The 25111-nt window shown below is 32.6% G+C and carries 22 protein-coding genes; 1 reads left to right on the top strand and 21 read right to left on the bottom strand.

Annotated features, from left to right (window positions below; genetic code table 11):
• Positions 1 to 4: 4 nt before the first annotated feature.
• The 15 genes from E0F98_RS04255 to E0F98_RS04325 form a co-directional block, all read right to left on the bottom strand.
• The gene (locus E0F98_RS04255) at positions 5 to 697 is read right to left on the bottom strand and encodes a M48 family metallopeptidase (RefSeq protein WP_132109376.1); all 693 of its coding nucleotides are present in this window, start codon (positions 695 to 697) and stop codon (positions 5 to 7) included.
• A 1-nt stretch (position 698) separates the two neighbouring features.
• Positions 699 to 3833, bottom strand: coding sequence for a type I restriction endonuclease subunit R (locus E0F98_RS04260; protein ID WP_243699195.1), 3135 nt, complete (start codon positions 3831 to 3833; stop codon positions 699 to 701).
• 371 nt (positions 3834 to 4204) lie between these two features.
• Positions 4205 to 5887: an ATP-binding protein gene (locus E0F98_RS04265; RefSeq protein WP_207917085.1), complete on the bottom strand. Its 1683-nt coding sequence runs from the start codon at positions 5885 to 5887 to the stop codon at positions 4205 to 4207.
• 99 nt (positions 5888 to 5986) lie between these two features.
• Complete coding sequence (locus E0F98_RS04270; protein ID WP_132109378.1) at positions 5987 to 7576, bottom strand: DUF6119 family protein; 1590 nt, start codon at positions 7574 to 7576, stop codon at positions 5987 to 5989.
• A 109-nt stretch (positions 7577 to 7685) separates the two neighbouring features.
• The gene (locus E0F98_RS04275; RefSeq protein ID WP_132109379.1) at positions 7686 to 9014 is read right to left on the bottom strand and encodes a nucleotide-binding domain-containing protein; all 1329 of its coding nucleotides are present in this window, start codon (positions 9012 to 9014) and stop codon (positions 7686 to 7688) included.
• A complete protein-coding gene (locus E0F98_RS04280) occupies positions 9001 to 9516 on the bottom strand; it encodes a hypothetical protein (protein ID WP_132109380.1) in 516 nt (171 codons plus the stop codon). The genes E0F98_RS04275 and E0F98_RS04280 overlap by 14 nt, the downstream gene beginning before the upstream one ends.
• A 3-nt stretch (positions 9517 to 9519) precedes the next feature.
• Positions 9520 to 10791 carry a restriction endonuclease subunit S gene (locus tag E0F98_RS04285; RefSeq protein WP_132109381.1) on the bottom strand — a complete coding sequence of 424 codons (1272 nt, stop codon included), beginning with the start codon at positions 10789 to 10791 and terminating at the stop codon, positions 9520 to 9522.
• Between the two features lie 78 nt (positions 10792 to 10869).
• A complete protein-coding gene (locus tag E0F98_RS04290) occupies positions 10870 to 12381 on the bottom strand; it encodes a type I restriction-modification system subunit M (RefSeq protein ID WP_132109382.1) in 1512 nt (503 codons plus the stop codon).
• Positions 12374 to 12955, bottom strand: coding sequence for a restriction endonuclease subunit S (locus E0F98_RS04295; protein WP_132109383.1), 582 nt, complete (start codon positions 12953 to 12955; stop codon positions 12374 to 12376). The genes E0F98_RS04290 and E0F98_RS04295 overlap by 8 nt, the downstream gene beginning before the upstream one ends.
• A gap of 268 nt (positions 12956 to 13223) precedes the next feature.
• On the bottom strand, positions 13224 to 13847 hold the full coding sequence (locus E0F98_RS04300; protein WP_132109384.1) for a hypothetical protein: 624 nt from the start codon (positions 13845 to 13847) through the stop codon (positions 13224 to 13226).
• A gap of 140 nt (positions 13848 to 13987) precedes the next feature.
• Positions 13988 to 14647, bottom strand: a complete 660-nt coding sequence (locus E0F98_RS04305) for an ATPase (protein WP_132109385.1) — start codon at positions 14645 to 14647, stop codon at positions 13988 to 13990.
• Entirely contained in the window at positions 14631 to 15494 is an 864-nt protein-coding gene (locus E0F98_RS04310) for a transcriptional regulator (protein WP_132109386.1), read from the bottom strand. Before E0F98_RS04310 ends, E0F98_RS04305 begins: the two co-directional genes overlap by 17 nt.
• Positions 15495 to 15636: 142 nt before the next feature.
• On the bottom strand, positions 15637 to 15924 hold the full coding sequence (locus tag E0F98_RS04315; RefSeq protein WP_039107836.1) for a helix-turn-helix domain-containing protein: 288 nt from the start codon (positions 15922 to 15924) through the stop codon (positions 15637 to 15639).
• A 573-nt stretch (positions 15925 to 16497) separates the two neighbouring features.
• Positions 16498 to 18138, bottom strand: coding sequence for an AraC family transcriptional regulator (locus tag E0F98_RS04320; protein ID WP_132109387.1), 1641 nt, complete (start codon positions 18136 to 18138; stop codon positions 16498 to 16500).
• A 112-nt stretch (positions 18139 to 18250) separates the two neighbouring features.
• On the bottom strand, positions 18251 to 18445 hold the full coding sequence (locus E0F98_RS04325) for a hypothetical protein (RefSeq protein ID WP_132109388.1): 195 nt from the start codon (positions 18443 to 18445) through the stop codon (positions 18251 to 18253).
• A gap of 73 nt (positions 18446 to 18518) precedes the next feature.
• Here E0F98_RS04325 and E0F98_RS04330 point away from each other — a divergent pair, with 73 nt between their 5' ends.
• On the top strand, positions 18519 to 19223 hold the full coding sequence (locus E0F98_RS04330) for a hypothetical protein (protein WP_132109389.1): 705 nt from the start codon (positions 18519 to 18521) through the stop codon (positions 19221 to 19223).
• A 137-nt stretch (positions 19224 to 19360) separates the two neighbouring features.
• On the opposite strand, the gene E0F98_RS04335 is transcribed toward E0F98_RS04330, so the two are convergent.
• The 6 genes from E0F98_RS04335 to E0F98_RS04355 all read right to left on the bottom strand — a co-directional run bounded on the left by E0F98_RS04335 (position 19361) and on the right by E0F98_RS04355 (position 25104).
• Entirely contained in the window at positions 19361 to 20206 is an 846-nt protein-coding gene (locus tag E0F98_RS04335) for an RteC domain-containing protein (RefSeq protein WP_132109390.1), read from the bottom strand.
• A 463-nt stretch (positions 20207 to 20669) separates the two neighbouring features.
• A complete protein-coding gene (locus tag E0F98_RS04340; RefSeq protein WP_132109391.1) occupies positions 20670 to 21017 on the bottom strand; it encodes a hypothetical protein in 348 nt (115 codons plus the stop codon).
• A 54-nt stretch (positions 21018 to 21071) separates the two neighbouring features.
• The gene (locus E0F98_RS04345) at positions 21072 to 21293 is read right to left on the bottom strand and encodes a hypothetical protein (protein WP_132109392.1); all 222 of its coding nucleotides are present in this window, start codon (positions 21291 to 21293) and stop codon (positions 21072 to 21074) included.
• Between the two features lie 10 nt (positions 21294 to 21303).
• Positions 21304 to 22815 (bottom strand): serine/threonine-protein kinase, encoded by a 1512-nt coding sequence (locus E0F98_RS04350; RefSeq protein ID WP_165929282.1) that lies wholly within the window; start codon positions 22813 to 22815, stop codon positions 21304 to 21306.
• 305 nt (positions 22816 to 23120) lie between these two features.
• A complete protein-coding gene (locus tag E0F98_RS16245) occupies positions 23121 to 23252 on the bottom strand; it encodes a hypothetical protein (protein ID WP_262708992.1) in 132 nt (43 codons plus the stop codon).
• A 4-nt stretch (positions 23253 to 23256) separates the two neighbouring features.
• Positions 23257 to 25104 (bottom strand): hypothetical protein, encoded by a 1848-nt coding sequence (locus E0F98_RS04355; RefSeq protein ID WP_132109394.1) that lies wholly within the window; start codon positions 25102 to 25104, stop codon positions 23257 to 23259.
• Between the last annotated feature and the right edge of the window lie 7 nt (positions 25105 to 25111).

The raw sequence follows: 25111 nt of genomic DNA on the forward strand, positions 1-25111 counted from the left end.
ACTATTATATTTTTTCCAACTTCAACTTCCATCGCTGCCAATCAGGATTTATTTTTTCTAAAAGAGTATAAAACTTTTTGGAATGGTTTCTTTCGATTAGATGACATAGCTCGTGTATCATGACATATTCGATACATACAGTTGCCGCTTTAATTAATTCCGGATTGATGAGAATGTTTCCAGAAGAAGTATAACTACCCCATCTTTTTTTCATTCTCTTGATTTGTATTTCAGGTTTTTGGATGTTGTATTGAACAAACTTTTGGAATGCTTCCTCATACACTTTTTCAAATACTTTTGTGGCTCTTTTGTAATACCATTCGGTGAGTAAATGTTTGATGTGTTCTTCTTCGTTCTTCTGAGAATACACCACTAAAAACCCTCCCTGGAGTTTTACTTTGTTTTCATCGGAAATTATTATTTTCAGAATATATTTTCTCCCCAAATAACTGTGTGTTTCTCCTGCTACATATTCTCGTTTTGGTGTTTCCGGAAGGAATTGTTCAAAGAATTTCTGTTGCGTTATTATCCATTTGGAACGTTTTGTAACAACACGTTTTATATCTTCAAGTTGGCAATCCAAGGGTGCTTTGATTTGTACCGACGTATCCGGATGCACCTCAACGGCAATACTTTTTCTTTTTCTATTAGCAATAGAAAATGTAATCTGTTTGGTTCCGTATTGTATGTGGTGCATCTTAATAATTGTTTTTAGCAACTTTTAAACATTTCTCCAGTATTACATCTAAATCATCAAAGGTTATATCAACTCCTAAAGATTTGCGATGGGCCATAAGATAATCTTCAACTTCATTTTCCATTTCTTTAATTACATCTATGTTCTTTTTCCAGTCCCGGATTATAAGTCTTTCAATTATTTGAGAAATATCAATACCTATATTAGCCAACAAATCTTTGTGTTCTATTGCCACCTCTTTACTAAAGCTTTTTTCAAATACTTCTGAGAGTACACCATAGAATGCTCTTGCTTCCGGTTTGTTCATTAGTGTTTGTGGAATGTCTTCAAGGTATCCATTTTCAAATTGGTCTCTAATGTTCAATACTGCCTTTAGGTATTCTGTTTCTGACATCCTATTTTCTTGAAACGAGCGAATGGCATCTTCAATCAGTTGCGAGAATTTTTTATAAAAAACTTCATCTTTTTCCATGCTTTCCGTTATCACTTTTTTCATTTTGTGCGCAATGAAATCGGCTTTTGACGCTGGTGTTTTACCATATTCTTCAATGGCTTCATTAACCATTTGCTTGTCGAAAATATTAAGCTCTTTTGTAATTACCATAACATCATCCGCCTGAACATAGGTGTCTAATAATTTCTTTATTCTGGGTTCATATTCTTTGTATGATATTACCTCAGCATATCTGTTTTGGAGTGAAGTTTTTAATTTGACAAAGAGTTTTAATTCTTCTTTATAGAAATGAATTTGCTCTTCTGTAAACTCGATGTAAAATTCATTTGAAGCCAAAGCGGTTTGTAAAGTTCTGGCAAAACAACTCAACGTATCATAAAAATCATCTCTAACATCTTTTGGCGCAAGGTATCTTTCCAAAGATTCGATGTCTTTTTTGTTGTAAACTCCTTTGAAACAATCCCAAACATTAGCATGGTGAATAGGCACTTTTCGGATTTCTTCTGATACATCAACAATGGTATTGGTCAGGTCGCCTTCGTCAAAATCTTCAAAAGCAGCGTATGAGGTAAGGGCTTCGTCCAGTTTACCTAAAATTCCAACGTAATCAATAATATGTCCGTGCTCTTTTCCGCTAAATAATCTGTTTACACGAGCGATTGCCTGCAATAAATTATGGGAATGTAACGGTTTTGCCAAATATAAAATGGTGTTTCTAGGCGCATCAAATCCAGTAAGTAATTTGCTTACGACAATGATTAACTCCACCTCAGTTCCTTCGTCCTTGAACTTGTTTATAATGTATCTTTCGTATTCCTCTTGACCATTGTACTTTTCCATTAATGAATTCCAATATTTTTTGGCTTCATTACTGGTTTCTTTCCACACATCATCATAATCTTGTCTGCTGTCGGGTGGGGTGAATACTACAGCTGTATTTATCTTTAACTCTGGGTCTGTCTGTTCTTCAAAATACTTTTGATATCGAATGGCTGTTTCAATTCGAGGCACTGCTAATTGTGCTTTAAAAATTCCTCCTTGCCAGTTTTGAGTGTAATGTTTTGAAATGTCATAGGCAATTTCGTTAATCACTTGTTCACTCTCATATATTCTGCTAATACTTGCAAACTTCTTTTTTAAATCCTTTTGAGCATCTTCGGTAAGGTTACTAGCTAATCTTTGAAATCCTTTGTCTATTTGGGCTTTGTTTATACTCAATTGCGCTGATCGTCCCTCATATAATAAAGGCAATACCGCTCCATCTTTTACCGCTTGGTCAATGGTGTATTTATGAATAAATCCACCAAATTTTTTGGCAGTACTTTTTTCGTTTATCATCAATGGTGTTCCTGTAAAACCTATGTAACATGCATTGGGCAATACTCTTTTCATATTGACATGAGCGGAACCATATTGACTACGGTGGCTTTCATCTACTAAAACAAAAATATTTTCTGAATTGTCAACGAAAGACGTGTTTTTTGATGCTGTTTGAAATTTATCAATAATAGTGGTTATAATCTCATTTCCTTTGTCTTGAAGTAATTCGATGAGGTCGCTACCGCTTTTCGCTTTTTCTACTGATTTTCCACAATTTCTAAAAGTTTTGTAGATTTGGTTGTCCAAATCAATTCTATCCGTTACCACAATAATTCTAGGGGAGTTAATGCTTTTTTCTAATGATAAAGCTTTAGAAATCATCACCATTGTTAATGACTTTCCGCTTCCTGTAGTATGCCAGATTACACCTCCTTTACGACTATTAGAATTATTGGTTTCTTTTACTCTTTCAATTGTATTTAGTACAGCAAAATATTGTTGGTAACGAGGTACTTTAATCTCGGGGCCATCATAAACCATGTATTTATAGACAAACTCCATTACACGATTGTTGCTACACAAACTCAATAACGCTTGATCTTGTGCTGTTGCTTGACGGTCTTCTTTTTTACATCCGTTTTTTGATGCATTTATGATCTTCTGGGTTTCCTTTTCGTTGTCTTCTTTCCAAACTGCCCAAAATTTTTCGGGTGTTCCTACGGCTCCATATTTTACTTCATTGGGTTGTACTGCCAGTAATATTTTGGCATAGTGGAACAATTTTGGAATTCCTTCTTCTCTTTTTTGGTTTCTGATGTGCTGGGAAATACCTTCCGTAAGCGATGCGTTTTTATCTCTCCGTTTATTTTCTATCACTACAAAAGGAATTCCGTTGACAAATAGTACAATGTCCGGACGTTTTTTTTCTTTAGTTCCTTCCACTACAAATTCTTCCGTAATGTGATAGACATTGTTTTCCGGATTGTCCCAATCTATGTATTTTAATGTATAAGCCTTACGGTCACCTTGAATGGTTTCGTTGAAACTTTTTCCTAGTGTAAGTAGATCATGAACATTTTCATTTGTTTTCACTAAACTTTCTTCCGGGATGTTCTTCACGAAGTTAATAGCCGATTGAATGTTGGTTTGGGAAAAAGGATATTCCTTGTCCTTGTATTCAAAGCTGTTGATGTGGCTCAATCTTTCCGCTAGAATATCTTCTAAAATTACATTTGAAAACAAACCGCCTCTTTCCTTAACTGTTTCTTCAGGTGTAATGTATGTCCAGCCTAATTTGCGAAGCAGATTAATTGCTGGTTTTTGGGAGTCGTTGTTTTCTGTGTAATTTATCATTGTATTCATTGATTGCCTTTTTTTATTCATTGATGATTAGTGCTTTCTCTAATAAGCTCTAATAAATCTCTAATTGAATATTACTAAATTTAGTCCTTTAAACAGGAGTTTTGGGGAATTAAAAACCCTTGTAAATCAGTATGTATGCTTGTTAGACATGTTTTTTACGGGGAATTTTATACTCCTTTTGGGGAATTGAAATTCCTTTGTCTTTTAATAAATCTCTAATTAATTTTGGTTGTCAAACCTATTTTGCTCATAAATTCTTTTGGGGAATTTTATACTCCTTTTGGGGAATTAGATTTCCTATAATATCAGTACTTTACGAACTATTTTAGCCTATATGTAATCCATTTTGCTCTCCTTTTGGGGAATTGAAATCATTTTGCTAAATGATTAATCAAATCATCTACTGATTTGAATTCTTTAATAAAAGAATATTCTGTTGCTCTTCCTTCACCAGATTTATTGAGAACAATACCAGTCAATTGTTCAATTAAATACCGAACCTGATCCCGTGTTAAATCCTTATCAAAAGCTTTTACAAAATCGCCCATTTTTGCTATTCCGTTTTCATTTAGGACAGTGTAAATGATTGAAAGGTCATTTATTCTAAACCCTGCAACTTCTGCTTTACTGTTTTTTAGCTCGTAATATTCGTCATTCAATACATACCGATTACTTGCTATTCCACCAGATTTTTTTATCAATTGTAAATCTTCCAGTTTTTGAATAATCTCTTTATCTACTTTTTCGCTTTTATTCTCTTTGATATTAAATAATCCTATAACATCATGTGGACCTAATAAGTCTTCGTTTTGAACCCTTTCATAAAAATTTCTAATAAAAATGGGAAATGCTTTATCCTCCATTTTTCCATTCAAATAAAGTTCAACCTGGAAAAGGTCTGATTTTGTATAATCGGGCTCCGCTTTTCCTTCGCTTAAAGTAATTCTATATATTTTATCTACACCTTGGCCGGAACGTTCAACAAGTCCCGTTTTTTCTAAAATTTCGGTAAGAAGCCTACTTCTTGGTGTGCTATTTATCCGGATTAAATTATCCAATGTCACGCCTTTGGGAAAACCTCCGGGATTTAATACTCTTAAACTCTCCGGACTTTGTTTTATGACCACCTCACTGGATATTGTATAATCACGATGTGCAATTGCATTTAGAACGGCTTCGCGAATAACTTCTTCATTAAAGTAGGGCACGTCAAAAATATAAGCACCTTGATTGATTTTATTATCACTATTCCGAAGCTGTATTATTTCCCATATTTCGTCAATGGCTTTGAATAGCGGATTTATGATAGGGTATCTTTTATCGAAAGGTATTTGATCTTCTCTATTTCGGTATTCAATATTTACCTGAGCGTTTGGAAGTAATTGTTTTAAAACTTCGGATTTACCCAATAGAATGAGTGCTGCATACGTCAACCGACCATCAATCATTAAGCCTAAATCAATCAATACTTGTTCAGGGGTTGCTTGAAGGAAGGTTTTATTCTTTTGTTTTTGGGCATACTTTTCTTTTAGGATATTAATTGCATCAATATCAATTTTATCAATAGAAAAGTTTTCACAGATTTTAGCGGAAAAGTCAGGTTCTTGTTCGGAAAGAATTTTAAACATTTCATCATCGGACATATTTCTCAAACTATCGCCAGTTCTCATTAATGCTACTCCTTCATATTTCATTAATCTTGCTGGTGGTCGAGTAGGAATATGAGTTATTAAAATTCTATTGCCATTTTCATCAAATAATTCTTGACAATGTACCCGTATGTTTAATCTTTTGTATACCTCATCTTCAAGATTCCCAATTTTTCCATTTGCAAAATCACTTCCAACCACATTTCTAGGTTCTTTGTCAGTCATGCCAAAAACAAGCATTCCGCCGCCTTCGTTACTGAGAGCGACAACATAACCCAGAAAACATTTTCTACGATCCGATTGTTCTTTATGGCTGCCACCATCAAAAGGGAAGTTGTTTTTGGCTTCCTTAAATTCTACTTTATCTTCACTTTCCTTTAGATGTGTTAATTGTGCTATAGTCATAATTAAAATTTTATAGTTTTAGTTTAACCAAAAATGGTTCCTAAATTTATTACTACACTCATGATTTATTTATGGTGTCTTAATTTTTAAAAATTCTCTTTAATCTTCTTTTTTAATTTTTTTTCGTTCTACATTATCATAAATGAAGAAGATTGAACAAGGAATATTCATTATTTTTAATGAGTTAACTGCTCTTAACAAACTAATACGTGAAAATATTGGTAATTTCTCAGAGTGTCCTGTTTTTTTGGTGACAATACCATATGTAACAGTATAAAGTCCATTATCTATAAGTTGACAAAACATGGGGTTTTCTTCAACTAATGTTTTTAATTTCTCTCTGGATTCTTCTTGTAAACGTAATAATTCGATTGAATTAACTCCTTGATTGAATAAATGACTTAAATTAGAAGAGCGAGTAGAAATTTTTACATGGACTAAGTTTATTTTATTATCTAAAACTGTAATTAAATCGCATGGCTCAACAGCAGTTTGACCCTTTGGTGAAATATTTGTTTTATCTAAACATAATACATCTGTATTCGCGTCTCTTACGGAAATGTTATAATCATCTTCCCTTGCTTTATCGCAATTATGTAAAAATGTATGAGAATCTATAAAATATGGATTAAGTGCTTTTTCTAGTTTTTGAATATAATTACTATCAATTTCATACCACTCTCCCTCACATAAATGATAGCTGATACCTTCTATTTTACAATCATAAAGGAAACTTTTATAGATGTTATATTGTTTTATTGTTTCACCATTTTCATCAATAATAGCCATTTGATGACGGTAAAATGCATTAATATCATTTACTTCGGTTATATTTCTTTCCTCAAGATAATTTCTGTAATCTCCAATATAAATATCTTCATATTCAGTATTACTTCTTCCAGCACCATTATATTTAACTTTAAAAGAGTTTGAGTAGTCAATTATATCAGGGATTGACAAAACTAATTCTCTAGGAGCATCTCTAAATGCTTCAAGCAATTTTTGATGAAGTATATTTAACCTGTCAGGATCTTTAACAGGTACAATATTTTGAATATCAGGAAATGATTGAATGTAATCAGTCTTGTCATAAATTTCTATCAGTCTATTGCATAATTCTATAATCTCATTAGGTTGCAGGCTTGAAGAAATTCGTAAACTGCTAGCTCCTGTTGCGTTCTTGAATAAATCATGATATTCAAATTTTACAGCACCAGTCAACTTTTTTATGATTGATTCATCATGCCTGATATCAAAAAAATTCAAACTTGATGCAGAAGGAATTTGTATTCTTTGTCTTTTGGCATTTTCTGGTTGTAAAATATCTGTTGATTTAATTTTTTTTGGATCTAGTGCATTTAATGTTGTTCTTAATCCAAAATCATATTCATAGCAATTGTCTTTCAATTGATGGTAAGTCATTCCAAAAGTTAATACCACCCAACGGTTATTTACTGGCAAAAAGATTAAAGCACCTTTTTGTACTTGATATAAGTCTTTATTAATACCCCAATAGTTTTTCCACCATGGAGCATTACCAGGTCTATCTGCCAAATACATAATTGAACCATTAGGAAGATTATTGTTATCTTCAGATAATAGTTCAAGATTATGATCATCTTTAAGTGCATTTTCATTTGAAAATGTATCCTTTAATAAATAAATGGAGAAACCTCTACTTTTTGCCATACCCGTTAATATTATATTTAATTTTTAACTCTCAATTTAACCGTTAACAATTGCTGCATTAATCCTTTTTTTTGCTTTTGCATAGCTATGAGGTCTTTGTCGAATACGTTTATTGTCTAACAATAACATCTACCATATCTTTTGCAATACAAACATTGTTTTTAATTGAATAAGACTCCACAAAATGATGACCTATGTAAGCTGTTTTTTCTGGATTACAGCGAGTACTGTGATCCGTTATTTCACCTCTTTTTTCTACAATCTGGTTATCATTCTTAACTTTCCATTTCAATAAATCACAATTTGTGTTGTTGCTAATTACCTTAAAATCTATTTCATTTTTTGTATCAACATTACCTCTAACATTTTTCAAATTGGCCTTGTACTCTCTAAATCCTGGAAATTTTTTAACAAAACCATCAATTTTAAATTGTAATGAATTGTCAATAAGGATTGGGATTTTTTGGTCAAATAAATATTTTTCAGATTCCGAAACTCTTTTATAAAAACCGCTTTTTACAAGTTGATTTATATTGTTTATTTCATCAATCTTTTCAAAGGAAATTAAAATTGCATCTAAAGCCTGATGAATTAAACTTCTTTCTTCGGAATTTAATTCATCAACATAGCTATCTATAAACTTGCTACTATCACCTCTATCTCTTAAAATTGGTTTTTCTATTTTATCCTTTAACTCAACTAAAAATTTAAAAATACTATCAAAAATGTCTAAACTAATATTTTGTTTATAGTTTTCAGTAATTAATTGTTCAATATGGAAGGACTTAAGTTTAAAATTTTCATTTCTCTCGTTGCATTCATGCTTCCATCTTTTAATGAACTTTACGCTTCTTCTGAAATCTTCATTTTCCTTATTAATTCCAGATGCCACTTCGATATATCCTAAAGGGTCTGTTTTAATCCAAATAACACTCTCTTTATTTTGTAGTTTTCTCTCGTAATATTCTTTTCTTTTTGTACCTCTATGTAACTTTATAATTTCAGGAACTCGAAAAGTATTTCGATTAAATTCATTTTTTCCTTCTATTAAAGATGGAACTAAATCAACTGCAAAAATCTCTTCTTCTTTGTTCAAATACCTAAATGAGATAGAATGAGTTTGCACTACAATATCTAGATCAAAATTGGTTGGATTCTTATATTCTTTGGAAAATTTTTCAGCAATATGATTTAAATCAAATGTTGGCTCAATCACATTAGAATTCCAGTCTCCCATGATATATAGAATATCTAAATCATGAAGTGGTTTTATTGCAGTATATCTAGGATATGAGCCTATTTGAACACAATTATTTATTCCAAGTAAATCATTAAATGATTGATAAATTTTAGTAACAAACTGAATATCATCAGTTGTTGGGGTTAGGTTCTCTTTCACATAACCTCTTAGAAGTGCATTAATGTTACTTTTGATCATAAGAAGTTGTTATTAATGATGTAACTATGTCGTTAAGTAATCTTCCTCTAAAAGTTACTACAATTGAATTTCTGTGATTATTTATGTCGTCCATAATATTTTGTGGTACTCTGACACCATTGGGCACATAAAGAATCAAAGCATCACTATCTTTCTTAAAATTAAGTATATCACCTATTTTGTTTTCAAACTCATTATAGTTCACCAACATCATAGTGTGTCTTTCACCTTTACTTAAAGATGCACTAGATACTTTCTCAATATTTTTTTCTTTAAAAAGACCAGAATCAACTAACAAATCTTTAAAATTATCAAACTCAGCCTCTGCATAAACTGCAATTTTTTTGTTTGACAATCCCTTACCTAATCTAATCCAAACAGGAAGTACACCACTTACAATTGTGTAAACAATATATACAAAGCCAAGTATTGCAACAACTGTACTTATTCCACCCACAATAACAAAAAAGGGATGATTAAAAAACTCTATTAATTTCTCCATATTTTAAATTTTAACTCTCAATTTACCAGTTAACAATTGCTGCATTAATCCTTGTTTTTGCTTTTGTAAAGCAATTAACTCTTTTTCTAATGTGTTTATTTCTTTATCAATTCCTGATAGAAAAAAAGCTATTTTTTTTTGTTCATCAATAATTGGCATCATTAAAGGACATTCTTGAACTTCATCTTTTCGTAGATTAGTTTGACTAACTCCGTTATTAAATCCTAAGAAATGCTGGTTTCTATTTAGTATATAATAAAGAAAACGACTATCTGTTCCTACTTTAGCTTTTAGCGAACAAATTCTTTGGTTCAGGCTATACTTATTATCATATTTGATCAAAAAACATTTTGCTAATGCTTTCCCATTGGGAATATCACTCATTACTAAAGTAATTTCATCTTTATTCAATGGAGATAAATTATGATTTGTATACTTTATAACATTTCCTTCAGTTGAAATGAATTTTGAATTCACAATTATAAAATCACCATTTTCAACTACAACGGTCTCATGACCTTTTCCATTTTTAAAAAGAGCCACTTCTTCCAATGATTTTAATCTCCACTGACTTGTTTCAAACCCCTTAAATCTCAATTCCCCTGTAAGCAATTTTTTCATTATTGCTTTTTTGTTTTGCTGTTTTTGAGCAATGAGTTGTTGTTGTAATACAATAGCTTTGTCCCAAATAGATAAGATTCGCGCTATTTTCTGTTGCTCTTGATAAGGAGGAAGTGTGATTATGAATTTTGTTAAATTTCCTTTTGAAATCCCATATACCTTACTTCCTGTAGCAATTGTTTTTAATTTGTTTTTTACTTCATGATTTTTAAAAATATAAGCTCTGTACCCATGTGCAGTTTTATTGGAATTATCACGTAACGCAAAAGTGTGTAATCCTGCTAATGCTTTCTTATCTCCTAAATTGTAAACTTCAAGTGCTTCGCCAATTCCTTCATAATCTTCGGAAGCATCTGCAATAACGAGGTCGCCTTCTTTTAATAAATGAGCACTTGGTTTGATATCTTTGTTCAGAACCGGAATACGTGTTTCAGTATCAAAATCTAACACGGCATTTTTATAGGTTGCATGAATGTCTCCGTAGTGAATATAATAAATGCTATCTTCCTCAACCTCATAGTTGAGGTCGTTTCTTGAAAAGGAACTGGTACCTATAAACTCAAAAACTTCGTTAATAGGAAGACTGGACCAACCTAATGGAATATTTTCGGCGGTTTTATTTTTGAATGAAACTATGTTTTGGTTGTTATTCATTTTTAAAATTTAATGTTATACTACATTATACGCAGCAGGTTAAAAAAGTTTTCGCTTTTTATAAAATATTTTAAAAAATTATAACCCTAGCTCTTCAAGGTACTGTTCCATTTCTTTTCTTACCACAGCCAATTCTCCTTCAAGAGATTGAATTTCTTGTTTCACTTTAAGCAAGTCAATTGGAGTTTCTTCTTCGAATGTATCCACATAACGCGGAATATTGAGGTTGAAATCGTTGTCTTTTATTTCTTGTAATGATACCACGCTGCTGTATTTTTCGACAGCCTCGAAATTTTGGTAAACACTTACAATTTTTTCTATATCGTCTTCACGAAGTTTGTTTTGCTTTTTACCATCTTGGTATTCTTTGCTAGCATCAATAAATAAAACTTCTTTAGATTTTTTTGCTTTGTTGAATATCATTATAGCTGCCGGAATACCGGTACCAAAGAATAAATTACTTGGTAAGCCAATAACTGCTTCGAGTAGGTTTTCTTCAATTAATTTTTGACGAATTTTACCTTCGGCACTTCCTCTGAATAATACTCCATGAGGTACAATCACTCCAATTCTTCCATCAGGAAGAGTAGTATCTATCATGTGCAAGATAAAAGCATAATCTCCTTTACTCTTGGGAGGAGTTCCTCTAAGGAATCTTTGAAAACGGTCTGTTTCAGCATTTTCAGCCCCCCATTTATCTAAACTAAATGGCGGATTTGCCACCACAATATTAAACTTCATCAGGTGGTCGCCTTCAATAAGTTGCGGATTGTTGATAGTGTCACACCATTCAATTCGAGCACTGTCCATACCGTGCAGGAACATATTTAATTTGCTTAACGCCCAAGTATCGCCATTGCTTTCTTGACCGTATAAAGCAAAATCTTTGGAACGATTGCTAGCTTTGTCTTTTACTTGTTCACCTACTTTAATCAATAGAGAACCGGAACCGCAAGTAGGATCGCATATTCTATCTCCAGGTTTTGGGTTGACTAATCGGGCCAATAATTCACTCACTTCATCCGGAGTATAAAATTCCCCGCCTTTTTTCCCCGCACCACTGGCAAATTCCCCAATGAGGTACATATATGCATTTCCTAAAACATCTTCAACTTTTCCTAATTTTGAAGGTCTGAAATCTAATACTGGATTTGCAAAATCAGTCAACAGGTTTTTTAATCTTCTGTTACGGTCTTTGGTTTGCCCTAATTTATCGGAGTTAAATGATATATTTCTGAAAACACCCTCGAGTTTTGATAGATTTTTATCTTCAATTTTAGCTAATACTTTATCGATTTCTTCTCCAATATTTGTATCGTTTCTTTTCTCATATAAGTAATCGAAAGAACAGTTATCGGGTAATACAAAACGTTCTCTTTGTAGTTTTCTTTGGATTAATTCTTCATCGTCACCATATAGTTTTTTATATTCGTCATAGTGATCTTTCCAAACATCACTCATGTATTTCATAAACATGAAAACTAATATGTAGTTTTTGTATTCCGAGGAGTCGAAAGCTCCTCTGAAAGTATCACAGGCTGACCAAAGGCTTTTATTTATCTGGTCTTGCGTTGGTCTTGTATTAGTCATTTTTAATTAGGTTTATAAGTTGTGCTTGAATTAATTCTTTTCGATTCGTTTTTATTTTTTCTAAAATTGATACTTCCTGGTTGAGAAGGATCGCCGTTTTGGCAATGTAGCTTTGAATTTTGAGAGGGGGGACTTTTAAAGGTAAATCCATAATATCTTGTTTGTTTAGATTTGGAACATAGGTTCCTGCTTTTTTCTCAGAGAAATAATTTTGAGCCTCTTTTTGGTTCATAAACCATGCGAGATATTCCGGGAGGATTTTTTCTTTGTTGACTCTAATGATGAAGAAAGTGGCAGAGGCAACCACTGGAAAAGCAACATTATCAATTGCGATTGCATAGTTGTTAACTCCTTTAGAAACGAATAAAATATCACCTTTTGTAAGGTAAAATTTATCTTTAAATAAAATATCACTAACTTTATCAAGATTTAAAAAATCAAAGTTTGAATAATCATTAAAAATATCCTTCATTTGAATAATGCCAACATGCCCATCGGGATTATGTTCAACTTTTTCTCTGAATGAATATCCAGAAAACAAGCCTTCTTTTGTTATTATTTCGTTTATTGTCATTTGTTACATAATATCTATACTGCAAATATATTGTATTTAATTCGCATAATGGCTATGCTGAAAAAATAGTTATTAACATTATTCGGTTTTATTTTACAAATACAACATGAGACAATGTAACTCAACAAATTATAGATTATTGATTGGATTAATTTTACGGTTTTCCACATTAGACCAATGAAAACTTTAAAAAAAGCGCATGTTTTTTAGAAGTCAGTTGTAATATAGTAGTTTATAATTTTTTTAAGGGTTGTAATTTTTACAAAACTTATATGAAAGTGTCTATGAAACTTTGCAAATCATGTAAATAAACTAATTCTTCTGCGTTATCCGGCATCTGAGCCAAATGAATCAAATTGATATTTTGATATAGTGATTTTTCTCCTAAAAGATCTTGAAGAATAATATAAATTGCCTGATTGAGCGTTTTGTTATTACAATGGATATTAAAATGTTTGAAGAATATGATGATATCTAATTTTTGAGTTTCTTCATCATAATCTAAAGTTAGAAATTTGAGTTCGCTGGCTTTTAATGTTATTTCTTGGAAGATATAAGGCTCGTCAAATCCTTCGATAATTTTGTCAACTCTTTCGGTTGGTTGAATGAAAGCAGTGAATTTCCAGTTCTTCAATTGCGGTGCATTATCGACTAAATCAATTACCTGATTAAAGTATTCCGGGTTGCCGTTGGCAGTTATTATGAGTTCGGATCTTGTATTTCCATTTTTTGGAAAGACAATCATAAAGTCAATCTCTTTGCAATAGTAGCTGAGGTTTTTGTTTATCCAAAAGCTTATGTGTTTTTGGTTTTTAGGGGTTTCGTTGATAAGGTTTTTGATGGTTTGATTGTTGTCTTGGAACCAGTTCCAGAAGGTGTTGATTTTTTTCATTTTTTTTTGTGGTGAGTGGTGAGTAGTGAGTGGTGAGTGGTGAGTTGCTTCTCTCGACTGCGCTCGAGATGACACGCTTGAGATGATACGCTCGTGATTAGGTTGCTTTGCTTCGTGTCTCGCAACTCCTCGCAATGACTTTATCGTTTGTCTTTCGTTCTACTATCAAATGTTATTAAATTGAACATTTGTCGCATCCTAGAGCGGAGCCGGTTGCCGTAGTTGTTTTCGATTTCGGAGGCGGAAAGGTTGGTGGTGATGTGCGTGACGGATTTGTTTTCGACAAATTGTTCGTATCGGCTGATTAGTACCTCAGCCATGACGTTACAATCATTTCCGAAGTGTTTTATTTGCTGTTCGGCACCCAAATCGTCAAAGCAATAACCAGTTAGTTTTGATTGACTGGCTTGCTTTAGCGTGTAGCAGTTGATGGCCTCAAATCCATTTTTAGCAAATTCAAACGAGACTTCCCTACATGTTTTGATTTTGTATTCGAATGCATGGTAGGCGAAAGGGCGTACTAAGTTCATTAGGGATGTTTTTCCGCAACCTATTGAACCTGATACTAGAATTCCTTTTGATAAGTCAATATTTTGGTTCATGGCTGCTTTCTCATCTTTTATCATATAAATCAACAATTTGTAGATGGTAGGATAATCCATTTCGCTGATATGAAACGATCTACCGTAGGTTGTTTTTCCTAGGTTTTCTAAATATTCCAAGCATTTTTGGAAATTATATACTTTGAAACCTTTGTGAACCACGTAGGTTTCACTGACAGATTTATAATGGTTCGTCATAGTTTTTTTGAGTTGCCGTGTGCAGGTGCATCGGTTTTGGTTGGGAATTGTAATCGGTTTTTTGGGTGTTAGCAGCAAACTTAGCTGTGTTGAGCATCCAGTTTCTTGCTGCTGCTTTCCAGTCTTTCATTTTTGTTTTACCGCCTATAAGCCAACCAATGCTGGAGTAGTAATTGAAGAATTTATTGGCTTCAATTTGGGAACTTTCTTTGAAAGCAAAGTATTCTAGAATCATTTCGAGCGATGGAACGGTAGTTTCAAAAAATAAATCGAGTTCAACTAGTTTTTCTTTTTTGGCGCAACTTTTTTCTTTCTCTTTTTTTTCTTTTGGATTTATTAAAGGATTCAAATTTTGAACAGGTTCTTTTGTTGAAATTGTTTTTGTATCTAATTTTATGTTGTTTAAATTGTTTTTAGATGTTTGTTTTTTATTATATATATAGACCTGTTCATTAAGTTGTTCAATGCCTTGTTCATTTTTTGATTCGTTCAAATTATTAAGGGGTTCATTTTTTGAACGTGTTGATTGTGGTATTTTTGAAATTGTTTTTTCTTCTGCAGAAAAATTGACCATAACGATGTTGGAACAGGAGTGGGGATTGAATGTTGGGTTGTATACCATGAACCCTAAAAGTTCTAACTCTTTCATGCACTTATGATATGTCGCTTTTGAATGGATCTTGCTGGCTTTCATAATTTCTTCCCGACTAATACCCGTTGGATTCTTAAACCGATTCACGTTCCAACATTGGAATAGTGCCAAATAGAGTGAAATGTGGGTTGGATTTAGGGTGGGTTCATAATTGATTTTATTGAAAAATCCGGTGAGGTGTTTGATGTAGTTCATTTTTTTAGTGAATAGTGTCTCTCGACTGCGCTCGAGATGACGGTGAGAAGTGAGTAGTGTCCTTCGACAAGCTCACGATGAAAGTGAGTGGTGAGTAGTAAAAAGTGAAAAGGAAATAGATTGGTTCGCTCCCGTAATAGCTTTACTTGAAAAGTGTAGGGAGGGCATTTACTTTATTTCCGTTTAAAAGTTTTTCAATGTCTGTTTGGTCGTAATACATAATACCACCGATTTTGGTGTATGTGAGTGTGCCGTTGACACGGAGGTTTTGCAGTGTTCCGGGAGAAATGTTGAGTAATTTCCTGACTTCTGTTGATTTTAGCCATTTTTTGGATTGCTCGTTTGTGCCTTTGAGTATTTTTGTAATATCTTCTAAAAGAGATTTACGGAATTCACAGAGGTCTGCTTTAGTGAGGATTTCGATTGCCATAACTTTCGTTTTATATTGTTATGGTGCAAAATTGGTGGGATTGGTTGTTTTTATATCACAAGTGGTTCACAAGTTGTGAAAGAAAAAATGGGTTTTTATTTTGAAGTGGCTGTGGTTATTGACTTTTTTTAATAAAAATATAAGAGCGGATATAAGAAGTACGTTTATCTAAGTACTGATTTTTTATTTGAAGAAATCTTTACTTTTTTCCTTGATGAAAAAAGTAACAAAAAAATCAAGCCTGAAAATCAAAAGCCTGAAAATCAAAAGTTTGAAAACTAACTTGAAGTTCCGTTCCGCAGCCCGAGCCGTTCGTCCTTCGTACTCAACTTGCGGACTGCTGCCACTTCACTTCTTCGTTGTTTTGCTATGCTTTTTATTTAAGGGCGGTTAGAAGAGGTTGTAATTACAAGTTTGTTTTTGATATTACTGTTTTTGTTTATTAAGAGATTCTTTTTCTTTTGTCTTGTGTAGTCGATTCTGGGATCACTGCTTACGGCCAAGACTAGAGCTCTTACCGTAATTTTTTAAATGCTAACTTTAAGGGTATCTGAGTTGATGTCTTGTTTATATTTATGATTGTTGTTGACTTCTTAATTTATTGATGAAGTAGGTGGGAGATAGGCCTGTTTGATTTTTGAACGCTCGTGTAAAGATTTGTGTGGAACCAAAACCAGCTTCGTCACTTAATGACTTATTTTTGTAATTGCGGTATTTGTTTTCGTTTATGAGTAGTTCTATAATATGTTCAATCTTTAAATAGGTGATATATTCAACTGTTCCTTTGTCGCGGTAACGTGCAATAATTTTTGAAACGTATTTGGTATTGGTGTTTAATAATAAAGCCATTTTTGCCAAAGTCATGTCTTTTTCGAGATACTTTTTATTGCGTTCAAATTTTTCGAGATTTTTAAGAATGGCGGCAATCACTTCGGGATTGATATCGAGTTCGGTGTCTTTACTGGTATTGTTTGAAGCCAATGATTGGTGCGTTTCGGGTTTGCGATTCATCAACTCTTCAAATAATCTTTTATTTTTATAGTGTCTGTACACTAATACCGCAATGATTACTGTCATTATTGCAATTATAATGGTCCAATATTGTTCCATGTTTCTATGAGTTCGAAGTATCTTTTTTGTGTCGTATTCTTTGTGTATTTTACCGGAAAGATATTTATAATCTTTAAGCAATTGCTGGTCTACTTTTATGAGGGTGCTGTTGTAGTATAGTTCTAAATCCTTATTGTTTTGTTGCTTATAATAATCAATTAATATTTCATAGGCTTCGCGTAAATCAGGACGTATGTACTTTTGATTTTGGAACGCTTCATCTATTTTTTTTAAGTAGGGTAATGCCTTTTTCTTCAGTTTTAGAGCCCAGTAACTTTTACCGATATAGAAATAGGCCGTCGTTTCATTTGTAAAGTCTTTATACTCTTTTATTGCAGGAAGAGCCTTTTTCAATTTCTTTATAGCGTCAGGATAATTGTGTTTGAAATATTGATTTACGCCTTCGGAATGGATGAAGTAGGGCTCCATTTCTGAGTTTTTAATGCGTACACCTGCGCTCAGCCCAGTCTGATTCATCTGGCTGCATAGATCATATTTACCTATACGATTGTAACAAAGTCCTAAAGAATGAAGTGAATTCAGATAGGCACGGTCATTATTTTCTTTGAAATAGTTTACACATTCTTGAAATAGTGCTGTTGCCTCATCGTAAAATTCAAGGTAATATTTGATCTGAGCAATAACATATTTTACTTTATAACTGAGGTACGGGTTGTTTGTCTTTGAAATGTATTCATCCGCTTTTAAGTAGCTGTCGAGGGCATTCATGTGCTCTTTACGATCGTATTGTACAACCCCTTTTGTCATGTAGCCCGATGCGATGAATTCAATATCAGCTGTTCTTTTTGCCGTTGCCAGCATATTATCGACATATATAAGTTGTAGCTTTTTATTGCTCGTATAAATTAAGGCTTTATAGGAATGCGCCATTTGACCGTAGTTTTTCTCCCGCTTTGCTTTAGCTAACCATGACTGTGCATACAGCCTTTCTTTAATGCTATCTTTTTCCTCATAAAGTATGTTGTTGATGAAATATTCATAGTCTTTCGTGGAAAGACTGTCCGGAAGGACAAAATTATTTTGTTGTGCATAGGCATTATAAGACAGGCATACCCATATTATAAGTAAGTAGTTTTTCGTCATATTCCTAAGAGATTGGGGCTTACTGATTAGAAAATACAGGACTAGTTACTACGGTATTCTATTCCTATGTGCTAAATGTAACTAAAATAACTTAATCGATGCAAGAATTACCCTAATAAAGGATTCTTTCATTTTCTTGAGTGTAACTCGCTGGATAGTTGTTGTTTATTGGGAAATGTTCTGTGTTCAATTCGGGAATTGCATATAGTAGATTCCCGAATTGAACAGTTGTTGGCTTGCCGGGGAGGAAACGTCCCACTAGTTTTGCCTTGAATTCAAACGGTTTTATTATGAGTAAAACCAACATATTGTTCAGATTATCCCGGGAGAAATGAACTGATGAAAAAAGTAATCAGTAACATTTAAAAACATTAACCAAAATGAAAAAATTCTATTCAGGCCTTAGCACTTTAATTTGCTTCTCCTTTTTGTTTACACTGGATTCTTGTACTACAGATCCTTCTATTGTATCGAGTGATACTCCAGAAGGCGTAGTATCGAACAAGGAGATTCTTTATTACAACTCTAAAAAAGCGGATACAATGCCCGCCAATACAGAGAATCCTTATGATTCAGATGGGCGAATGTATCATGAGTTATTTAAAAACAACTATGAATCAGATGGTTTACAGAGCCTAAGCTCTTCCGTAATTAGTCGTGTTGAATCTGTAGCCTACGCCAAAACTATATTTAATATAATACAAAAAAAGGACAATATTTCGGTGGCAGTAGCTGAGGGTATCAGTGTCAATTCTGATAGTACTGTCAGTTTTTCGGATATTATTGCGAATTCTAGTATGACAGCGTCTGCGAAATTAAGTCTTATTGATTTTATCCATTCTTTTCTATTTCTTTTTAAGCAGGAAGATCGCTATGCTGTACTTTATGATTTTGTGGTTCAGTACGAAAGGAGTATTCTTACTGATCCTATTATGACTGAAACTGATAAACAAATTATCCTGACTACTGCATCTTTTGCCCGACATTCGGCTTATGAGACTAGAACGGAATCGACAGCTATAATTGATCCCGACTGGCGTAAACTTGTAACGCATCTCATTGGTGATAGTGAAACTATTGAATAGTATCCTCATGCTTTGCAATTACTGGTTGTAACTAGGTACCATCGCGTATCAGTAAAGATTAGATAAAGGATTGATTGTCTTTTTTAGGTACTTTTTACAAACAAGGATAAAAGGCTGCTCGATTTGAGCAGCCTTTTTTAATTTTCATCTGCTTCGTCCATACGGATCATAAGTTTGTTTTTGAGCGTATTCAGAAATTTTGTTCTCTCGGATTTCCTGTTTCGGATTTCCAAAAAAACCCTGTTGAATTGGCCCAATTCGATTTCTAAAGAAGACTCGAAAAAGGTTATGACTTCTTTGAGCCCTGTGGCTCCATTATTAAAAACGCCTTCTGAATGCAGTGCATAAATTAATTCTATCAGATCTACTTTTGATCCTGTCCATTTTAGGCTTTTAGAGAGTGGGTAAGGCGATTGTGTTGTTATTACCTTTCTTTGTAGTTTTTCCATTTGCTCCAGCAGAAAATTTTTTATTTCATCGTTCGCTATTATGCGAGCCATCTTATAGTCGTGAGAGGTTGCGAAGCGATGGTCTATTTGAAAATAAACACTGTCCATCATTAATTTAAGGTCGTATTTTTCGCGTATATAATATTTGCTGTCAAGACAGTTGTTAGCCGTTCGGCAGTAGCGGTAAAATTCCCGGTTCTGTTTGAAGAAAACTTTTAATTTAAGAAGTTCTGAGTTGTAATATTTAGCTATTGTTTTATGGGAGCCCAATGGCTTGTTGGTTTCTATAGTATATATTTCGCTGTAGTAAATCAGTTTAGCCGCAAATTTTGGTTTGATGTCGCGAAAGAATTCTATTTCTTCTTTCTTGTTCAACGATTTGTATTTTATGAAAAAGGATTTTAGTCTCTCTAAGGCATTAACGCTACTTTTAATGGACAATTCAGCCGATTGAATTGGATTTTCTGTTTGAAGATGGATTACTTTTAATTGCTGTTCTAATTGGGACATCAACGATTCAGAAAATAATTTCATTGCAGTTGTTTAAGATTTACAATTTGACTGATTCAGTAATTGAACCGGGAGGCAAATCTATTTGATGGTTGCTTGGGTTGCAAATGGTGTGGTGTTCGATTCCCGAATTGAATAGTGAAATTCCCGAATTGCATACTTTATTTTTTGTGCTAATCATGTGTACAATTCAAGGTCATTGGATTACTTTTTTCAATAGATTTTGTTAGTAATCACAAGCGAGATGCTTGGCAGGGTGGGGATTTATTATATCGAACTACAGGAAAGGATTGATTTTGTCGAATTTTATTTCGCGCGCTAGTGAGGGCTTTTTTAATTTGTCTTGTGCGCATTAAAAAATCGAAGTACTAAAGATAATAATTCAAGTATAACTAAGCTCGAAATGAACTCTTTAAACAATATGTAGCATAGTAAAATACCTTTTAGCAGCAGTAATAAAGAGTAAATATAAGGAGGAAACTAACTATTAACTATAATAAGGCAATACATGGTTAAGAAACCACTGTGGTGGATTATCTGTTTTTAGCTCCATAGCACCATTATATAATTCGGCTACTAAGTCCTGGCTTTTTCCAGAATTATCAAATAAGTATGCTCTATAACATAAAGGTAAAACTAAATGTAAAAAATCAAGAGTTCGATAATATCTATCCTCAATTTTGTCGACGGCTACAAAATGTCCCCCTTTTTTTACTCTGTTTGAAACTCTAGAAATATTTACTTCAGGACTGTCTATGCAAACAAAATACAGATAAACACTATAACCAAGGGCGACTACAGATTTTATCTCCTTAATCTTAGATTCATGACTCATTACTGTTTCGAAACTGAAAGATTTATTTTGCTTTATTAGCAAATCTCTTATAAATCATGCGGTAAAAGAACCCTCATAACTATGAGTTGATTTAGAGCGGTCAACAATAAAATTCTCTTTAATAAAAACATCTATTGCGCGCCCATCATGAGCTGCTTTTTGAATAAGAGATTGTGAAGATGGTAACAATTTAAAAGCATCTAAATCAGCTTGGGTTGCCGAAAGGTCTATCTCTTTTAAGTCAATTAAGCCTGGTTCTGAAAGTTTTTGTTCCATTTCATCAGCATTAATAAAAAAGCCCGTATTTTATGATTACACAATGTCTTCTGCTTACAGCATTACCGCCAGATACTTCGATGTTGTTTTGAATGTATCCAGTTCTACCAAATTTTATTATTGGTTCTGATATGGATGTTGGAGTATCATTTTCATTATTCGTTTCCAATATTGTTATTGTATTCTCTTTCAAAGTATTGAATTGAAAGCCCATAAACAATAGTTTTGATTTAAGTGTTGGCGATTTTTTATAATTATGGCTTAAATCCTCTTCTTTAATTACTGAAAGATTATACCCAATAAATGGATTGATTTCTTGTTCCAATTTTGATTTTGGTGGAATCGATTTGCCATTACTATTTAATACAAAAGCAATAAAATAATTGTTTGCAAAACAAGGCAAAGAAGGATTGGCTTCCATAATCATTTTGGATAATTCCATTGCTGTTTCGTATCTGTCTGTTTCGTAATAGCAACGAATTAATAGATTGTAAGCTTCGTAATCTGCTGGATTTCTGTGAAGATGGTCTGATAAAAGTCCGATTGCTATTGGGTATTTTTGAGCTTCTAAATTTATCCAACCCAAATCTTTTTGAACATCTAATCTCGGATTTAGTTTTAAAGCTCTTTCATAGAAACTTTTTGCAATTTCAATCTTCTGAATTCTTAGATTGTATTTTCCTAATGCCTGCAATACCGCCACATTGTTATTATATCTTTTATTTGCTAATTCTAAAAATTTTAAAGTATTTCTCCATTTATTAGTTTTTAAAGATTTATTTGCTAATGCTATTAATTCCGCAGCTTTTAGATTGTCTTTGTTGAATATTATTGGAACTGATTTGGCTTTTAATGCTTCTTCCAATTTAATCATAAACTGGAAACGGAGTTCCGGAACTTTATTGATTGCTTTTAAAATTATTTCCTGTTGCCAATTAGGAAATTCCTGAATTGCGAAATCAGCAGATTGGTGTTTTTCAATTATTTCCTCTCTAGATAAACTGGAGAAAGGATTTTGATTTGTAAGTAACTCCATCATAGTAACTCCAAAAGCATAAATATCAATTCGAGGATCCTTTGTGCAGTCGATGTCCCATTGAAAAGCTTCCGGGCTCATATATGCTCTACTACCTATGTCTTTATTCGCTACCCCAAAGTCAGCAATTTTAATTGTACCGTTTTGGGAGAAAACAATATTATCGGGTTTGATGTCGTGATGCACTATTCCTCTTTTATGAATTACTCGTAGGCAGGTAGCCAATGTTTGAATCCATTCTATTGCTTCGGCGGGAGTTACTTTATTATTTGAAATTTTATCTCTTAAAGTGCCGCCTGAACAATATTCCATTACAAGAAATAATTTAACTTCTTCCCAAAAATGGTGATAATAGGTGACAATATTTCGATTCTCAAATTTGGATACCATTTCTATTTCGTGAATGATATCTTCTTGTTCTGCTTTGTCTGTGTGTTTTAATTGCTTGATGGCCACATACCGATTGAATACTTTTTCTTTTGCCAAAAAACTTTGCCAAAACCACCAGTGCCAAGGTCTTTTATGAAAGAGTATTTGTTGTCGTAGAGTTGCATTAGGATTTTTTGATAGGTATTTCTAAATATTGCTGATAATTTCTCTTTTGTCTATCAGTACAAACTCAGTAAGTGGCAGGTAATGATCGCGGTGACGGGATGTGCTGTCGTTTGCTTTATCATTCCAAACCTATTTATTCCAAACTTTCGTTATGCATGATACTTATTCGTTTACTATTACTTTCAGGTTAATGTCTCCGACTTCCTTTAAATAATTTTCGGTACCCCCAAGTAATGTTAAGTATTAGTTATGGATAAGCTAGGTTGAACTATAAAAACTCCAAAATTCATTGGTTTGCTATTCTTAGCTATTGTCAATAATCTTTCTATTTCAGGTTTAGTTTCTTTTTCTAAACTAGTTCTAGGCATTGTTTCATTCGCTTTTTACGCCCAAATCAACCCCGATTTTCATAAGTTCTGTTATAAAGACCTGATTATAGTTAAAATCTTCTATCTCTTTTTCACTATAGGTATTTACAAATTTATTTTTTGGAATTAGAAAAACAGTATAAGAAGTCGGTCTTAAATCATTATTCAAAAAATTAGCTACTCCTTTGAAATAATTTGCTGTTTCCGACGAATGTTTCCCTATAAAAATCATTATTTGAAAATAAAATGGACTATCGTTTTGTGTAGTAAAATTTAGAGAAAGAAGCCCACCTGAGAAGGATAGTGCATTACCGGAATAAATAAATTGATCCTGTTTCATTATTGCTTTACCCTCTAAATTTATGTTTATTTCATTTACAATGTTTTTCTCACTTTCTTTTTCTTGATAAATCAAATAGTAGTCTCCATAAATTCTATTTAAAGCATTGCTTTGCTCCTTTTTTAAATTCTCATTGTTCAAAAATGAAGTTTCTTTTTTGTTGTCTTTTTTTTCAATTTTTACTTCTGAAAGAGCAATTAGCTTTTTAAATAAATCAGAATATAAAAAGCTTGAATTATTGTTTTCAAACTGTAAAAATTCATCTTGAAGATTTATTTTTTTATCAATAGATTTGATATTCATTATACAAAATTTTCCTGCATTAATACTACCTAATTCAAAGGCTCCCATAAAATATCCAGTTAGGAATAATTTTTCTTCAGGATTTCCATTAAGTGCAATAGATAGTTTTAATTTACGGTCAAGACTTTCTAATTTACTAATAAATATTAAATCGTTATTGTCTATTTGTAATAACCCCGAAAAATATAAATTGTTATTGATGATAAGTTTTATTTTTCCTGATTTGAATATGGTTATTTTTATAAAATTTATTTGTTCATTTGAAGCAGAAGAAAATCCATAATAATACCCTTGGATTCTTTCAACATTGTTCATGTATTGACTATAGCTCGAAAGTTCTAGGATATTTTGAGGAAGTAGATTCTGAATAATTAATCTTTTATTATATAAATAATTTTCTAAAACAGGACTAATCTCCCCTTTTGATTGTGCAATTTCATCTTGTTCAGTTGTGCTTGATACTCTTTGAAAAACGATTTCACCGCTCACAGGCTGAACATTAAAGTCATACCCAGCATAAATGCCTTTCAAAAAAGGTTTGTGCATTACTTTTTCATTACCGTAATATATTGACATATAAGCATCTCGATCTGTATTTGAATTTTCCTTTCTAAAAAGTACAGTTATAACACTTCTTAAATCTAAAATTGTACCGTGATACACAAAAGTAGATAGTTTGCTGTCTTCCCAATAATACAAAACCCATTCTACTTCCTTTAAACCAATTGATACAGTTAGCTTTGTTTTGATTATACTTTTATTTTCCCCAATATAATAGCCAACATAAAACTCTTTATCATTAGATATTATTTTTTTTTCAAAAATTCCATATTGATTGCTTCTGTCTTTATCATTTATGAATTCACTTCTGTCTAAAAAATCGTAAACATCTTTATATCCTAATGCGTGAAAATATGCAAAAGAGAATTCTCGAGATAATTTTATAAGTTTCGAGCCGTTTTTATAAAACCTCCACTTGTTGTATAAATACTTACCGTTTAAATATAGATTGTTCTCTGAGTCAATCATTTTTTTTATGCTGGGAAGTTTCTCGTCAAAGTTATTAAATCCATACAGCTGATAATCAATAATTAAATTAGAATCTATTTCATATTTTACACGAAATTTACTAATTAATTCTTGATGTAATTTGCTGAAAACGTCTCCGTCAAGTATAAGAGTTCCTTTAGTTCTATTTTTGTCAAACATAAATTCC

The organism is Flavobacterium hiemivividum (assembly GCF_004349145.1).
GTDB classification, from domain to species: domain Bacteria; phylum Bacteroidota; class Bacteroidia; order Flavobacteriales; family Flavobacteriaceae; genus Flavobacterium; species Flavobacterium hiemivividum.

What these genes read in the sequence shown, in the direction of transcription:
- E0F98_RS04325 (WP_132109388.1), bottom strand. Translation starts at nt 18,445, where the DNA reads ATGTTGGTTTTACTCATAATAAAACCGTTTGAATTCAAGGCAAAACTA.
- E0F98_RS04340 (WP_132109391.1), bottom strand. Translation starts at nt 21,017, where the DNA reads ATGAGTCATGAATCTAAGATTAAGGAGATAAAATCTGTAGTCGCCCTT.
- E0F98_RS04285 (WP_132109381.1), bottom strand. Translation starts at nt 10,791, where the DNA reads ATGAATAACAACCAAAACATAGTTTCATTCAAAAATAAAACCGCCGAA.
- E0F98_RS04280 (WP_132109380.1), bottom strand. Translation starts at nt 9,516, where the DNA reads ATGGAGAAATTAATAGAGTTTTTTAATCATCCCTTTTTTGTTATTGTG.
- E0F98_RS04270 (WP_132109378.1), bottom strand. Translation starts at nt 7,576, where the DNA reads ATGGCAAAAAGTAGAGGTTTCTCCATTTATTTATTAAAGGATACATTT.
- E0F98_RS04315 (WP_039107836.1), bottom strand. Translation starts at nt 15,924, where the DNA reads ATGGCAATCGAAATCCTCACTAAAGCAGACCTCTGTGAATTCCGTAAA.
- E0F98_RS04300 (WP_132109384.1), bottom strand. Translation starts at nt 13,847, where the DNA reads ATGAAAAAAATCAACACCTTCTGGAACTGGTTCCAAGACAACAATCAA.
- E0F98_RS04305 (WP_132109385.1), bottom strand. Translation starts at nt 14,647, where the DNA reads ATGACGAACCATTATAAATCTGTCAGTGAAACCTACGTGGTTCACAAA.
- E0F98_RS04290 (WP_132109382.1), bottom strand. Translation starts at nt 12,381, where the DNA reads ATGACTAATACAAGACCAACGCAAGACCAGATAAATAAAAGCCTTTGG.
- E0F98_RS04355 (WP_132109394.1), bottom strand. Translation starts at nt 25,104, where the DNA reads ATGTTTGACAAAAATAGAACTAAAGGAACTCTTATACTTGACGGAGAC.
- E0F98_RS04255 (WP_132109376.1), bottom strand. Translation starts at nt 697, where the DNA reads ATGCACCACATACAATACGGAACCAAACAGATTACATTTTCTATTGCT.
- E0F98_RS04275 (WP_132109379.1), bottom strand. Translation starts at nt 9,014, where the DNA reads ATGATCAAAAGTAACATTAATGCACTTCTAAGAGGTTATGTGAAAGAG.
- E0F98_RS04260 (WP_243699195.1), bottom strand. Translation starts at nt 3,833, where the DNA reads ATGAATACAATGATAAATTACACAGAAAACAACGACTCCCAAAAACCA.
- E0F98_RS04335 (WP_132109390.1), bottom strand. Translation starts at nt 20,206, where the DNA reads ATGAAATTATTTTCTGAATCGTTGATGTCCCAATTAGAACAGCAATTA.
- E0F98_RS04265 (WP_207917085.1), bottom strand. Translation starts at nt 5,887, where the DNA reads ATGACTATAGCACAATTAACACATCTAAAGGAAAGTGAAGATAAAGTA.
- E0F98_RS04295 (WP_132109383.1), bottom strand. Translation starts at nt 12,955, where the DNA reads ATGACAATAAACGAAATAATAACAAAAGAAGGCTTGTTTTCTGGATAT.
- E0F98_RS04330 (WP_132109389.1), top strand. Translation starts at nt 18,519, where the DNA reads ATGAAAAAATTCTATTCAGGCCTTAGCACTTTAATTTGCTTCTCCTTT.
- E0F98_RS04310 (WP_132109386.1), bottom strand. Translation starts at nt 15,494, where the DNA reads ATGAACTACATCAAACACCTCACCGGATTTTTCAATAAAATCAATTAT.
- E0F98_RS16245 (WP_262708992.1), bottom strand. Translation starts at nt 23,252, where the DNA reads ATGCCTAGAACTAGTTTAGAAAAAGAAACTAAACCTGAAATAGAAAGA.
- E0F98_RS04320 (WP_132109387.1), bottom strand. Translation starts at nt 18,138, where the DNA reads ATGACGAAAAACTACTTACTTATAATATGGGTATGCCTGTCTTATAAT.
- E0F98_RS04345 (WP_132109392.1), bottom strand. Translation starts at nt 21,293, where the DNA reads ATGGAACAAAAACTTTCAGAACCAGGCTTAATTGACTTAAAAGAGATA.